12 protein-coding genes are annotated in these 11,613 nt (G+C 66.5%); 2 read left to right on the top strand and 10 right to left on the bottom strand.

What is annotated here, in order from left to right; translation table 11 throughout:
• The first annotated feature begins 66 nt into the window (after positions 1-66).
• Positions 67-1,002: a hypothetical protein gene (locus JWN03_RS04465; protein WP_297610091.1), complete on the top strand. Its 936-nt coding sequence runs from the start codon at positions 67-69 to the stop codon at positions 1,000-1,002.
• A 90-nt stretch (positions 1,003-1,092) separates the two neighbouring features.
• Here JWN03_RS04465 and JWN03_RS04460 read toward each other — a convergent pair whose 3' ends face one another.
• The 6 genes from JWN03_RS04460 to JWN03_RS04435 all read right to left on the bottom strand — a co-directional run bounded on the left by JWN03_RS04460 (position 1,093) and on the right by JWN03_RS04435 (position 7,190).
• Positions 1,093-1,761 carry a ribonuclease H family protein gene (locus JWN03_RS04460; RefSeq protein ID WP_297610088.1) on the bottom strand — a complete coding sequence of 223 codons (669 nt, stop codon included), beginning with the start codon at positions 1,759-1,761 and terminating at the stop codon, positions 1,093-1,095.
• A gap of 10 nt (positions 1,762-1,771) precedes the next feature.
• The gene (locus tag JWN03_RS04455; RefSeq protein WP_297610085.1) at positions 1,772-2,341 is read right to left on the bottom strand and encodes an SRPBCC family protein; all 570 of its coding nucleotides are present in this window, start codon (positions 2,339-2,341) and stop codon (positions 1,772-1,774) included.
• A 127-nt stretch (positions 2,342-2,468) separates the two neighbouring features.
• Positions 2,469-3,668, bottom strand: coding sequence for an L-2-hydroxyglutarate oxidase (lhgO, locus tag JWN03_RS04450; RefSeq protein WP_297610082.1), 1,200 nt, complete (start codon positions 3,666-3,668; stop codon positions 2,469-2,471).
• Entirely contained in the window at positions 3,665-4,480 is an 816-nt protein-coding gene (locus JWN03_RS04445) for a hypothetical protein (RefSeq protein WP_297610079.1), read from the bottom strand. Before JWN03_RS04445 ends, lhgO begins: the two co-directional genes overlap by 4 nt.
• Positions 4,481-4,922: 442 nt before the next feature.
• Positions 4,923-5,714, bottom strand: coding sequence for a TIGR03084 family metal-binding protein (locus tag JWN03_RS04440; RefSeq protein ID WP_297610076.1), 792 nt, complete (start codon positions 5,712-5,714; stop codon positions 4,923-4,925).
• A gap of 120 nt (positions 5,715-5,834) precedes the next feature.
• Complete coding sequence (locus tag JWN03_RS04435) at positions 5,835-7,190, bottom strand: hypothetical protein (protein WP_297610074.1); 1,356 nt, start codon at positions 7,188-7,190, stop codon at positions 5,835-5,837.
• A 115-nt stretch (positions 7,191-7,305) separates the two neighbouring features.
• Here JWN03_RS04435 and JWN03_RS04430 point away from each other — a divergent pair, with 115 nt between their 5' ends.
• Entirely contained in the window at positions 7,306-8,367 is a 1,062-nt protein-coding gene (locus JWN03_RS04430; protein ID WP_297610071.1) for a metallophosphoesterase, read from the top strand.
• Between the two features lie 12 nt (positions 8,368-8,379).
• Here the strand turns inward: JWN03_RS04430 and JWN03_RS04425 are convergent, their stop codons facing one another.
• From JWN03_RS04425 to JWN03_RS04410, 4 genes are all read right to left on the bottom strand, one after another.
• The gene (locus JWN03_RS04425; RefSeq protein WP_297610069.1) at positions 8,380-9,387 is read right to left on the bottom strand and encodes a zinc-binding dehydrogenase; all 1,008 of its coding nucleotides are present in this window, start codon (positions 9,385-9,387) and stop codon (positions 8,380-8,382) included.
• A 253-nt stretch (positions 9,388-9,640) separates the two neighbouring features.
• Positions 9,641-10,501 (bottom strand): alpha/beta fold hydrolase, encoded by an 861-nt coding sequence (locus tag JWN03_RS04420; RefSeq protein ID WP_297610066.1) that lies wholly within the window; start codon positions 10,499-10,501, stop codon positions 9,641-9,643.
• Positions 10,502-10,579: 78 nt separating this feature from the next.
• The gene (locus JWN03_RS04415; RefSeq protein WP_297610063.1) at positions 10,580-11,152 is read right to left on the bottom strand and encodes a TetR/AcrR family transcriptional regulator; all 573 of its coding nucleotides are present in this window, start codon (positions 11,150-11,152) and stop codon (positions 10,580-10,582) included.
• Positions 11,152-11,613 (bottom strand): alpha/beta fold hydrolase (locus JWN03_RS04410; protein ID WP_297610060.1); only part of this gene is annotated, 462 nt, incomplete at its 5' end. The genes JWN03_RS04415 and JWN03_RS04410, both read right to left, overlap by 1 nt.

Below are 11,613 nucleotides of genomic sequence, written 5' to 3'. Positions count from 1 at the left end.
ATACTCGCCTGACTGAACCTATTTGGTGCGTCCGCAGCGCGCCGGGAAAGTGTGGGGATCGATCCAATGTCGGATGACGCCGCCCAGGACAAGAAGAACAATGACGAGGCCGCCGAGGCCGTCGCCGTGACACCGGGGGGCGATGCCGACACGGGAAAGGTTGATGCCGAGAAGTCGGCAGCTACCCCTGAGACCGATACGGCCGCGACCACGGACCTGACCAAGAAGGCCGAGCCCGAAGAGGCCGAGGCGGAAAAGGCCGAGCCCGCAGCCCCTGCAGCTCCTGCCGCTGCGGCGACCACGCCTGCTGTGGACGCGACCAAGCTCGAGGACTCCCCGAAGGCCGAAAAGCCCAAGGGTTCCGGCTTGCCCGGCGGCAGCTTGGCGGTGCCGGTCCTCGCGCTGATCGCCGCGGGCGTCGTCCTGATCGCGGCCGTCGCCGCCGGCGTCGTGTTCTGGCTGAAGGCCGACGACCGCAAGACCGAACTGTCCGAGCGCGATTCGGCCACCGCCACCGCCTGTGACTTCGGTACGACCGTCACCAATTACGACGCGGCCCACCTGGACGACTACTTCACGAACGTGAAGAACCTCTCCACCGGCGACTTCGCCAAGATGTTCAACTCCACCACGGACGGTCTCCGCGACGCCATGGTCAGCGTCAAGGTCAAGTCCACCCTGAACGAAATCCACTGTGGCTGGGTCTCCGGTGACAGTGACAAGGCGAAGGTCATGGTGGTGCTCACGCAGAACCGCACCAGCCAGCTTGCCGCACAGCCCGACTCCCTCACCATCGGCGCGATCGCCGAGATGGAGAAGGACGGCGGCAAGTGGAAGGTCGCCAACTTCGACAACCTGCCCTCGCAGGGCAACGACGCGAAGAACCCCCTGATCCCCGGCGGCGGCGACCCGAACAGCGCGCAACCCACCACCCCGGGCGCGTCGGCCGCCCCTGGAGCCCCTGCCCCGGCAGCGCCCACGACTCCGGCAGCCCCGAAGTAGTCCCCAGCTGAAAAGAGCCGCCCCGGGTGATCTCTCGCCCGGGGCGGCTCTTTCGGTTCTGCGGGTTCGGGGGCGAAGAGCCCCCACGTTCTAGAACAAGGTGAGTGCGTCGGGCGCCGGAGTCTTCGCTGCGGCGACCCGGCGGCGCGGCATTGCGGGCGCGACGTGCGCCGCACCTGCTCCCGCTACTTCGGAAGCCGCCGAAACCGTTTCGACAGGGCTGACCACCGGAATGGGTTCGGTGGTCGGTTCAACCGGAATGGGTTCGGTGAGGGGCTCACTGGGGATGGGAGCGGGAGCCGTCTCCACGGTGTCGGTGCCTATCCCGGAGGCGGCGACCTCACGGGCGGCTTGACCGCAGAGCGTATCGGCCTGCTCGTTGAAGTAATTGCCGACGTGACCGCGTACCCAGCGGAAACGCACTGGGCCGGGACGACTGGAGATGGCATTGTCGATCTGCTGGATCAGCTCGAGGTTCTTCACCGGGCCACCGGTGGAGGTCTTCCACCCATTGCGGCGCCAGCTGTTGATCCATTCGGAGGCGCACTTGATCGCATAGAGCGAGTCGCTCTCGATGAGCAGTGGTTCGGAGCTGCTATGCGCGCGTATGGCCTCCAATAGGGCACGTAGCTCCGCGATCTGATTGGTGCCCGAGGGCGCACCGCCGCTGGCCGATCCGCCTGCGTGATTGACCCACGCCCAGCCGATGGCCCCGCCCGGGTTACGCAGGCACGATCCGTCGGTGCTCACGATGATCATGCTCGCAACCCTACGCAATCCGGCCGACAAGATCCGTTCCGTGGAATTCCTCTATCTCCCTTCGCAATTGCGATTCGGTGCGTCGCACGGCCGATTGTACGGCGGCTGCCAGCATTCGGGAGAGCAGGCGGCCGGTGAGCCCACGCGGGGTCCAGTACTCGGTTTCCGAGGTCAGCACCGCTCGACCGTAGCCGAGCGGGTCGAATCGCAGGGTGATGACGCACAGGGGCGAACAACAGGCGCCGGTGTCCTGCACGTCTGCGGCACTGTCCACAGCTGCACTCTGCGCTGCTCCACCACGCTGCGCTTGCGCTGACTTCCCCGTCCTGCGCCTGCGCAGCGTGTATTCGATAACCGCGTTGCGGCGGTAGTCGGTGATCTCACACTCGACCGTGGGATGCCAGAGACCTACCCGCAGCGTCGCTGCGAAGACCGTGCCCGCGCCGTGATCGCTGTCTCCGAGTGGTTCGAAGGCGGCGACGGCGAAAGCCCAGTCCGGCACGAACTGATGATTGTCCGTGTACGTGAACGCGACCTCCACCGGTGCTCCGACGTCGCTCGCGTATTTCATGTGGCCCATAGGCTGCTCCCTGTCCCACGGCTGCCAACAAAAGTACTACAGCAGTCCTATTTAATGAATGGATACCCGGATATGTAGTCCGGGTAAGCGTCATCCATGACTGGATTGCCGTAATTCACAGAATCGGTCAATCGTCCAATTGCGCGGCGATATGCGCGGCAATCGGCAGGGCCGACGTCGCCGCCGGAGAAGGAGCATTGAGGACATGCACGGAACGCGCGGTTCGTTCGAGTAGAAAATCGTGCACCAGCGTCCCGTCGCGCCGCACCGCCTGCGCCCGGATGCCCGCCTCGCGGGGCAGTAGATCCTGCCGCGTCAACTCCGGGCAGTAGCGCCGGCACTCGGCCAGATAACCATGCTTGAACACCGAATTGCGCATCTCCCGCAGCCCGGTGCGGACATTGGCCGCCGCCACTCGATGGAATCCGCGGTACCCGAGAATCTCCCGCGCATCGCGCAGATCCACACTGCCCTTGCGATAGCCCTCCCGCGCCAGCCCCAGCACGGCATTCGGCCCGACGGTGAGCCTGCCGTCGATGGTCGGGCTCAAATGCACGCCCAGGAACGGTAATTCGGGATCCGGGATCGGGTAGATGAGGGTGTGCACCAGGTCGCTGCGGTCCGGCGGCAACTGGTAATACTCGCCCCGGAACGGCACGATGCGCAGATCCGTGTCCACCCCGGCCAGCCGGGCGAGTCGATCGGCCTGCAGCCCGCCGCACACCACCAGCCGCGCCGCGCGCCAACTACCCGCGGGCCCGGAAACCGTTACCGCGTCCGCGGTTTCGTCGATGGCGGTGATCTCCGCGCCCAGCACGATCTCGCCCCCGGCCGCGCGAACCTCGTCCGCCAGCGCATCGGTGACCCGCTGGTAGTCGATGATTCCGGTGCTCGGCACGAACAGTGCGCCGACCCCGGTCACCCGCGGTTCGCGGCGCACCAGTTCGGCGGCGTCGAGCAGTTCCACCTGCACGCCATTGGTCACCGACCGCTCGTAGAGCGCCAGCATGCGTGCCTGTTCGGCGGAATCGGTGGCCACCAGCAGTTTTCCGCACACCCGGAACGGAATGTCGTGTGCGGCCGCGAATTCCTTGGTCTGCTGCGCTCCGGCCCGGCACAGTCGCGCCTTCAGGCTGCCGGGTTCGTAGTAGATCCCCGAGTGGATGACTCCGCTGTTGTGGCCGGTCTGGTGGACACCGAGCGCGCCCGCCTTCTCGACCAGCAGCAGGCTCGCGCCCGGATGCCGGTCGAGCAGGCGATGCGCGGTGGCCACCCCGACGATTCCGCCGCCGATCACGCAGTAGTCGTACACACCAGGAAGTCTCACACAGTGGCGGTGTGCGAGTCTCTGTCAGGCGTGAGCGTGCCGGTGCGGGCGCTGGTTCGTCCGCCGGCGGTTTCGCCGACCGTCGCGGGGTCGGCCGCGGCCGGTTGGGTGGGCTCGGCGGTCACCGTGTCCGAGTCGGCCGGTGCGGGCGCGGTATTCGGTGCGAACTGCACTCCGTAGCGGCCGAGGGCCGGATCGGAGAAGGTCACGGTGACGTCGCCGCGCCGGGTGTCCACATCGGTACGCAGTTGGGTATTGGCGGACGGGTCCGAGTCGATGCCCAGCTGCCGGCCCAGCGGGCTGTGCAGTACCAGGTCGGCGAGGGTCGCGAAGACATTGGTGTCCAGCGTGACCGATACCGAATTGAGCTGCGCCGGAAGGACTGCCGCACCCACATAGGTATTGCCGAGCCGGATCTGCCCGGCCAGCGCGTTGGGCCGCTGCCCGGAGGCCGGTGCGGCGGCGGATTCGCCCGGGGTGACAGCCGGGATCGGCTCCAGCCCAACAGTCTCCGCCTTACGTGGCATGAAAAGTGAAGTGAGACCGATATTGTCGGCGATCGGTGCGATGCTTCCGGGTAACGGGTTGCCGGAACCGGCGACCGGTGGTGGAAATTGCCCGTGTGCCAGGCTGGGTGCGGCGGTCATGGTGCCGGACTTCTGTGTTCCGGCCATTTCATTGGCGACATAGGATCCGGCGGCGACGGTCAGACCGATGCTGGCCATACCCGCGGTGACGACGGCGCTGAAGCGGAGCACCTGTGCTGCGCGCCGAGATGTCCGGGCGGCCGGCGTCGCGTGTTGATGCGACATGACTGGTGCGTTCCTTTCCCTCTCCCCTGGTCCCCCTGCGTCTTTCGACGCCCACGACCCGCACCATTGAAAGTCGTACGCCCGTCCAGGTTACGGCGGCACGCAGGAGGACCCCTCGTCCTCGAGACCAGGATCACAATCCCGCCTCCCCGGAACTTTAGCGCACGGGTTGGGACCCGTTGGCCCTTTGGGGACGCGTGGTGCGGTGGGGAGCCGCGACGATTTCGGGGGTGCCCCAGGAGTTACCCGGATCCTTGCGAGATCAGTTGTCGCGTTTCGAAGAGGACGAGAGGTTTCCGGTGTCTAAAGGGTGGGTAATTACCCGGTAGCGGCGAGCGCCAACTCGACTGCCATCGAGGAACCTCCGGCCAATGTCGTCCGGTCGGCACCAGGCACGGCGCACTTACGGTGGCGCTCGCTCGCTCCAAGCCCAGGCGGCAGGTCAGGCGAACTGGCCTGCCGTCCGGCCTGTTCCGGGCGGACCGGCGAAAGCCTGTGCCAGGCCCAGCCATTCGAGTGCCTCCGCGCCCGCCACCTGCAGTGCGAGATCGTCGAGGTGGCGGCGCTGAGTGACGGCGAGGCAGAAATCCAAGGCCGGTCCGGTGATTCGCTGGGGCGCGTCCTGCGGTCCCCAGGCCCATACGCTGCCGTCGGGCGCGGTCAATTCGACGCGGAACTCCTGCTCCGGCGCGGTGCGGCCGTGCGTCATGTACGCGAAGTTCCGGGTCCGCACACCCAGATGGGCAACATTCCGCAACCGGGCGGTCGGTACTCGCTGCACGCCGAGCGTATCCGCCACATCCTGGCCGTGCGCCCACGTCTCCATGAGCCGCGCGGTCACCATGGACGCCGCGCTCATGGGCGGGCCGAACCACGGGAGCTTCACGCCGGCGGGCACCGTGCGCAGCGCCGACGCGAGCGCTGCCCGGTCGTGTCGCCAGGCGGCGAGCAGTTCGGGGGCGGGCGTCTTCGCCTCTGCTTCGGCGGCCTCGTCGACGAAGGTCAGCACCTTCGGCAGGGCGGCCTGCACGAGTGCGTCGAAGGCCTCGGCATCGGTGGCGGCGACGACGGACATGCGGTCGGTCCAGGCGAGGTGGCCGATCTGATGCGCGATGGTCCAACCGGCCGCGGGGGTGTCACGCTGCCAATCGGCGGGATCCAGATCGGCGACGAGCCGGTCCAGGTCACCGCATTCGGCGGTGAGGTCGGCGAGCAGCGCTTCGAGGTCGGCCATCGCAAGTCCTTGTCGCAGAGTCGAACGGACACGCACGCCGTTGTACGTGCCGCCGCTCGTCAGCATCCCAGCGCTGTGGAAAAAATGCAAGCATGCGTGCTTGTATTTCCCCGGATGCTTCTACCAGCCGAAAATCACCAGGTGGATCGCGCCGACGGCCAGGCCCAGCACTGCGCCGTGCAGGTAGAGCAGCCAGGCGTCCTGTTCCACCGAGGCGTAGAACATCTCCATGAATTCGCCGGGGGTGAGCTGTTTGAGCTTGCGGGCGGCGAACTCGTCGATCTTCTTGGCCTGGGTGGCCGCGAACTCCTCGTCCTCGACCAGGGTCGGCGCGAGTCCCGCCGCCGCACCCGCCGCACCGATCGTCAGATTGTCGAATTGCCTTGCGCCGAACACTGTTCGGACAAAAGTGTGCGTGGGCCCCAGCTGCCGGTGGATCTCGGCGGAGATGAGCCGCTCCAGCAGTTGCCGGGTCTTGTCGCCATTGGTGCCGTCGAGCAGTTCCTTGGCCAGGTTCGGCAGCGTGAGCACCTGATAGGCGAGCAGATGCGCGAGATCGGCCGCGGCCTCCGGCTGCCGCTTGGCCAGTAGCGCCTGCTTCCACAGGTACTTGTAGCGCGGCTGCGGATCGCCCGGCTCGAACACCATTTTGACCGCGATGACATTGACGGTCACGCCGATAGCGGCCGCGGCGGTCAGGATGATCGCCCAGTTCGGAATCCAGCCGATCACCGGAATGCTCTGGTGCACATGCATGTACAGCGCCAGCAGCAGGCCGAACGGTGCGCCGAGCAGGCCGACGCGGACCATGAACTTGAGCTCGGGGGCGGCGATGGTGGTGGTGAGGTCCTTCAGGATGTGCGGGTTCTCCCGCAGGTACCCGATGACGAAGCCCTTGATATCGATGAGCTGATCGACATTGTCGCCGAGCTCCTCGAAGGCGCGCCGGGCCAGCGTCGGCAGTTCGCGTTCCACCCGCTGGTAGAGCACATTGCGCACCGCGCCCGGTACCGCGCCCCACAGATCCGGGTTCTCCCGCTTCATGATCTCGTTGACCATCGACGGCACCTGTTTACGGCCGACTTCGGCGATGTAGTCGGAAATGCCGTCCAGATCGAGTTCGTGGATGAAGTCCTTGGGACTGCCGATCCGCATAATGGCGACATCCACACAAATGCTGGCCATCTTTTCGGCGCGCGCGGGGATAAAGCCTTGGAAGCCGAGCTGTTTCCCATCACCGGAGAAGGTGGGCAGCACCTGTACGCGGCGTGGGAGATACGGATAGAGGATGTCCAGGCCCGGGACGCGGAAACCGCGAAAGTACAGCGGCCAGAACAACATCAGTACGCCGGTCCAGTTGGTGAGCCAACCGGCGATAGCGCTGAAGATCGGGAAACTCACCAGATCGACGACGAGTTTCGGCTGGCCGATCAGCTGCTCCCAGTCGATGAAAGCACCCGAGGCCAATGTCGTCATTGTGGCGTCCCCCTGTGGCCGAGCCGATCGTGAGATAACAGACAACCAACACTCTCATCGGCGAAGGGTGCTGTCAAAAGGTCGATGGCCTTGGCGAACGTGTCATATTGTGCGCATGAATATCGACCGCCGCGGCTTTCTGACCGGTGCCACCGCCGCGGGCATCGCAACGGTAGCCGCGACCGCCGGACCGGGCTGGGCCGAACCCGCGCCCGCGCCGATCGTCGGCAAATTGCCCTTCCCCGATGCCGGCGAGCTCCGCATTCTTGTCACCGGTGATGCGGGCACCGGCGCTCGCCCGCAGTGGGCCGTCGCCGATGCCGCCCGCGCCCTGCACGCCGAGCAGCCGTTCTCCTTCGCACTCGGCCTCGGCGACAATGTGTACGAACAGGGCCCGTGGTCCGATGACGATGCCCAGTTCAGCGCCAAATTCGAGGACCCCAACCACGATCTCGACTTCCCCTGGATCATGGTGCAGGGCAATCACGACAACAGTTCGATCCTGCCCGGCGACGGCGGCTGGCTGCTGCGCGGCGATCACGAGGTCGCCTATCACGCGCGCTCCCCGCGCTGGTTCATGCCGTCGCGCTACTACACGGTGCCGATCGGCGATCTCGTCGAATTCTTCGTACTGGACCTGAATCCCATTGCCGCATACCTGCCGCCGGTCTTCGCGCCGTACTGGGCCGCGGACGGGCAGTTCATGACCGAGCAGGCCGCCTGGCTCGATCGCGCGCTCGACGAATCCACCGCCAAGTGGAAAATCGTCTGCACCCACCACCCGTATCTGAGCAATGGCAGCCACGGAAACGCGGGCCAGTACGAGGGTTTGAGCATCGACCCCATCGACGGGCGCTATGTGAAGGACTTCTTCGAGGCGCACGTGCTGGGTCGTGCCCAGTTCATTCTCTCCGGACACGACCACTGCCTGCAGGTGCTGGAACCCACCACCGCCACCAAGGGCACCCGCCAGATCGGTTCCGGCGCAGCGGCCAAAACCAACTCCGGCGCGCACGCGACCGACCCCGCCAGGATCACCCCGGCCCTGTTCGAGAACTTCACCGACCTCGGCTTCATGGTCCTGAACCTGACCCGGTCCGCGGCGGACCTGAGCGTCTACACCGTCGACCTGCCAACCGGCCAGCCCGCCAGCGCTTTCCAGCGCCGCCTGGTGTAACCGCCCTCGCCGTCAGGGCTTGAGCACGATGCGAATCGGATTGCCCTCCTTGGCATCCAGCGCGTGCACGGCCTTGGCGGCATCGGCCAGCGGCACCACGGCACTGACCGACCGGGAGAAGTCGACCCGCTGCAGCCCTTGAAGTTTCACCAACTCGGTAACGTGCTCCGGCGCGGAACCGTAATGCCCGCGCAATTGCTGCTGAAAGAAACTGAACGCCGTGCCGTGCGCAATGGTGATCGGCTTATCGGTCAACCCGACCAGCACCAACCGGCCCTTGGGCGCCAGGCACACCGCCGCCTGCTCGCGCACCGCCGCCACCCCGGCAAAATCGAATGCGGCGGCGAGCCCGGTCCCCGAGGCCGCCCAAACCTTCGCCCGCAGTTCCGGATCGGCCGGATCGAAGGCGAAATCGGCGCCGAATTCGAGCGCGCGTTCCCGCGCGGCCGGCAGCGGATCCACCGCGATAATGGGCGCCGCACCCACCAGGCGCAGCAACTGCACGCCGTGCGCACCCAGCCCGCCGACACCCCAGACCCCCACCGGCTCAGCGGCTTTCACCTCAGCGGTAGCGGTAATAGCGGCCCACGGCGTAGACACCGCATCCGGAATGAAACACGCCTGCTCGAACGGCAACTCATCCGGAATCGGCACCAGCGTGTCGACCCGGGCGAGCGTGTACTCGGCCCACCCGCCGTCGTAATCCACCCCGCGCGTGAAAGTAGCCCCATTCCGAAGCTCCCCCGCCTGCAACAAAACCCGGTCCCCGACCTTCGCGCCGGTCACCCCCGGCCCCAGCTGATGCACGGTCCCCGCGACCTCATGCCCCAGCGTCACCACATCGCCCTTCAAGAACAGCGGCGACAGCGTCCCGTCGATGAGATGCACATCGGACAGGCAAACCCCGGCGGCCTCCACCTTCACCAGCACATGATCAGCCCCGGGCACCGGCACCGGCACCTCATCCAATTCCAGCCTGCGGTCAGGTCCCAGGTGCAGTCGCGCGGCCAACATATTCATCGACTCCTATGGCAATCGGATCGGGCATTCCGCCCCCGCCGCCATGCTAGGCCGCCCCCTCCCGCCCCTCGCCCGAATCCCCCGCCCCGCCTGGTCACAGATGTTCGGCGCAGCGACGCAGCCCGTGTCACCTTCGGACAACGCCAATCAGTGCTGTTTGGCTCAGACAAGGGCTGCCCGGTGTTCCCGGTGTCGAGGATGCGGACGAAACAGCCTGTGTCACTGCCGAACAGCGGGGATGGGGGTGTTCGGTCTAGGCGAGGGCTGTGTGGTCGGTCCTGGGTTTGGGGTGGGCGAGGGTGTCGGCGAAGAAGTCGGTGATTATGGCGGTTACCTCGGGGGCGCGTTCGAGCATGGGGACGTGGCCGGAGCGGTCCAGCCATTCGGCGCGGTCGGGGTGGAGTTGGGCGTTGAGGGTGCGGCCGGCGGCCGCGGAGAGGATGCGGTTTTCGGTGCCCCAGATGGTGCAGATCGGGGGGAGCTGATCGCGGTCGGGCCAGTCGTCCAGCGCGGCGAAGGCGGACAGGTCGCGGACCAGGCCGACCAGGGCGCGGGCGGGGAAGCCTGCGGACAGGGGTGCGACGTAGGGGCATTCACGGTAGGCGCGTCCGCTGGAGAACCAGGAGCGGATGGTGCTGCGGGCGAACCATCTCGGGGTGTGCCAGCTGCCGAGTATGCGTGCGCCGGGACCGGGGAGGCTGCGGGTGATTCGCGCCAGTGCGCCCAGATCGCCGTGCATGGCGGTGGATTCGGTGAGCGGATTGATCGCGACCACCGCGCGGACCAGTCCCGGATTGCGCCGCGCCAGGGTGAGGCTGATAGCCGAACCGAGGCAGTTGCCGACCAGGCCGACGTCGGTGAGCTCATGCGCGAGCAGGAATTGCCGCACGATTTCGGTGTACCGCTCCAGGGTGAATCCGTCGGCCGGCTGATCGGAGCTCCCGTAGCCGGGCAGGTCGAGCGCGTACACCCGGTATTGCCCTGCGAGCGCGGTGATCTGCGGTGTCCAGATCAGATGTGAGGACCCCGCATTGTGCAGGAACACCACCGCTGGTCCTTCGTCGCCATGCTGTAGGTAGGCGATGCGAATACCGTCGAACTCGAAGTTTTCCATGATGCTCCCCGTGGCCACACTGCCGGTGATGTACTCATGGTCCGCCGAAAACCGCTGATGTCTATGCTTTTCAGCCAATCAGCCCGCGCCGGCGTCGCTGAAGCCGCGGTCGAGGAAGCGGATCATCCAGTCGAAGCTGTCCTCGGCGTCCGGGCTCCATTGGAATCCGTTGGCCGCCTGCAGACTGGCGAATCCGTGGAAGATGCTGCGCAGCGTGCGCACCGCGTGCACCATGTCGGATTCGGGAATGCCGTAGCCGCGGAGCACCACCTGAATGGATTCGATGACACGCGTACTCGATTGCAGTAGCGGGTCGTCCGGCCCGGTGAAGGTCGCGCCGACGGTGGCCGCGTAGCGCCCGGGGTGTTCGACCACGTAGTGCCGGAAGGCGTTCGAGAAGGCCGCGAGCGCCGCGCTGCCGGTGCGTCCGTGCATGGCATCGCGGACGCATTGATCGAGTTCGCCCATGGCGAGCGTGGCGATCCCGTGCTGCAGGTCGGCCAGTCCGTCGATGTGCTTGTAGAGCGACGGGGCCCGGACGCCGAGCCGTTGTGCGAGGGGACTGAGCGCCAGGTTCGCGAAACCCACGTCGTCGGCGAGCTCGGCGCCCGCCGCGACGACATCGGTCTTGCTGAGCCCGACTCTAGGCACTACGCATGCTCCTTCAGGAATGGCAGGATCAGGGCTGCGGTCTCAGCAGCCAGCTGCGCATGAGGGTAGTGGCCACCGTTTTCGACCAGGCCCAGGCTGCCCAGCCCGGCGGGCAGTGCGGCGATGATGGCCTTGCCCTCCGCCTCGGGGCTCGGGAAATCGGGGTCGGCGGTGCCCATGATGATCAGCGCCGGCTGCGTCACGTTCGGCAGCTGTGCCTGCGCATCGGCGGGAGTCGACTTGCCGGTCTTCATGAATTCGGCCATCCGGCCCGGCTCCCGCAGCTTGGTGACGAGTGCGGCCATGTATTCGTCGTAGTCGGCGGGCTTGGTCGGGTAGGCCACGTTCAGGTACTTCAGCCACTGGCCGATGCTCTTGAAGATCATGGTGCCCATCAGCGGGATCATGCCGCGCCGGTGGTGCGAATTGGTCAGCAGCGCACCGATGTTCACCTTCTGCTC

Origin of the sequence: Nocardia sp. (genome assembly GCF_025465275.1) — a bacterium.
Classification (GTDB): domain Bacteria; phylum Actinomycetota; class Actinomycetes; order Mycobacteriales; family Mycobacteriaceae; genus Nocardia.
The sequence above is the reverse complement of the archived record's forward strand: the minus strand, read 5'-3'. Positions and strand labels throughout refer to the sequence as shown.

Excerpts from the sequence above, each read along its gene's own strand:
- JWN03_RS04420 (WP_297610066.1), bottom strand. The coding sequence starts at position 10,501 with ATGGAAAACTTCGAGTTCGACGGTATTCGCATCGCCTACCTACAGCAT.
- JWN03_RS04440 (WP_297610076.1), bottom strand. The coding sequence starts at position 5,714 with ATGGCCGACCTCGAAGCGCTGCTCGCCGACCTCACCGCCGAATGCGGT.
- JWN03_RS04455 (WP_297610085.1), bottom strand. The coding sequence starts at position 2,341 with ATGGGCCACATGAAATACGCGAGCGACGTCGGAGCACCGGTGGAGGTC.
- JWN03_RS04430 (WP_297610071.1), top strand. The coding sequence starts at position 7,306 with ATGAATATCGACCGCCGCGGCTTTCTGACCGGTGCCACCGCCGCGGGC.
- JWN03_RS04435 (WP_297610074.1), bottom strand. The coding sequence starts at position 7,190 with ATGACGACATTGGCCTCGGGTGCTTTCATCGACTGGGAGCAGCTGATC.
- JWN03_RS04460 (WP_297610088.1), bottom strand. The coding sequence starts at position 1,761 with ATGATCATCGTGAGCACCGACGGATCGTGCCTGCGTAACCCGGGCGGG.
- JWN03_RS04465 (WP_297610091.1), top strand. The coding sequence starts at position 67 with ATGTCGGATGACGCCGCCCAGGACAAGAAGAACAATGACGAGGCCGCC.
- JWN03_RS04425 (WP_297610069.1), bottom strand. The coding sequence starts at position 9,387 with ATGAATATGTTGGCCGCGCGACTGCACCTGGGACCTGACCGCAGGCTG.
- JWN03_RS04445 (WP_297610079.1), bottom strand. The coding sequence starts at position 4,480 with ATGTCGCATCAACACGCGACGCCGGCCGCCCGGACATCTCGGCGCGCA.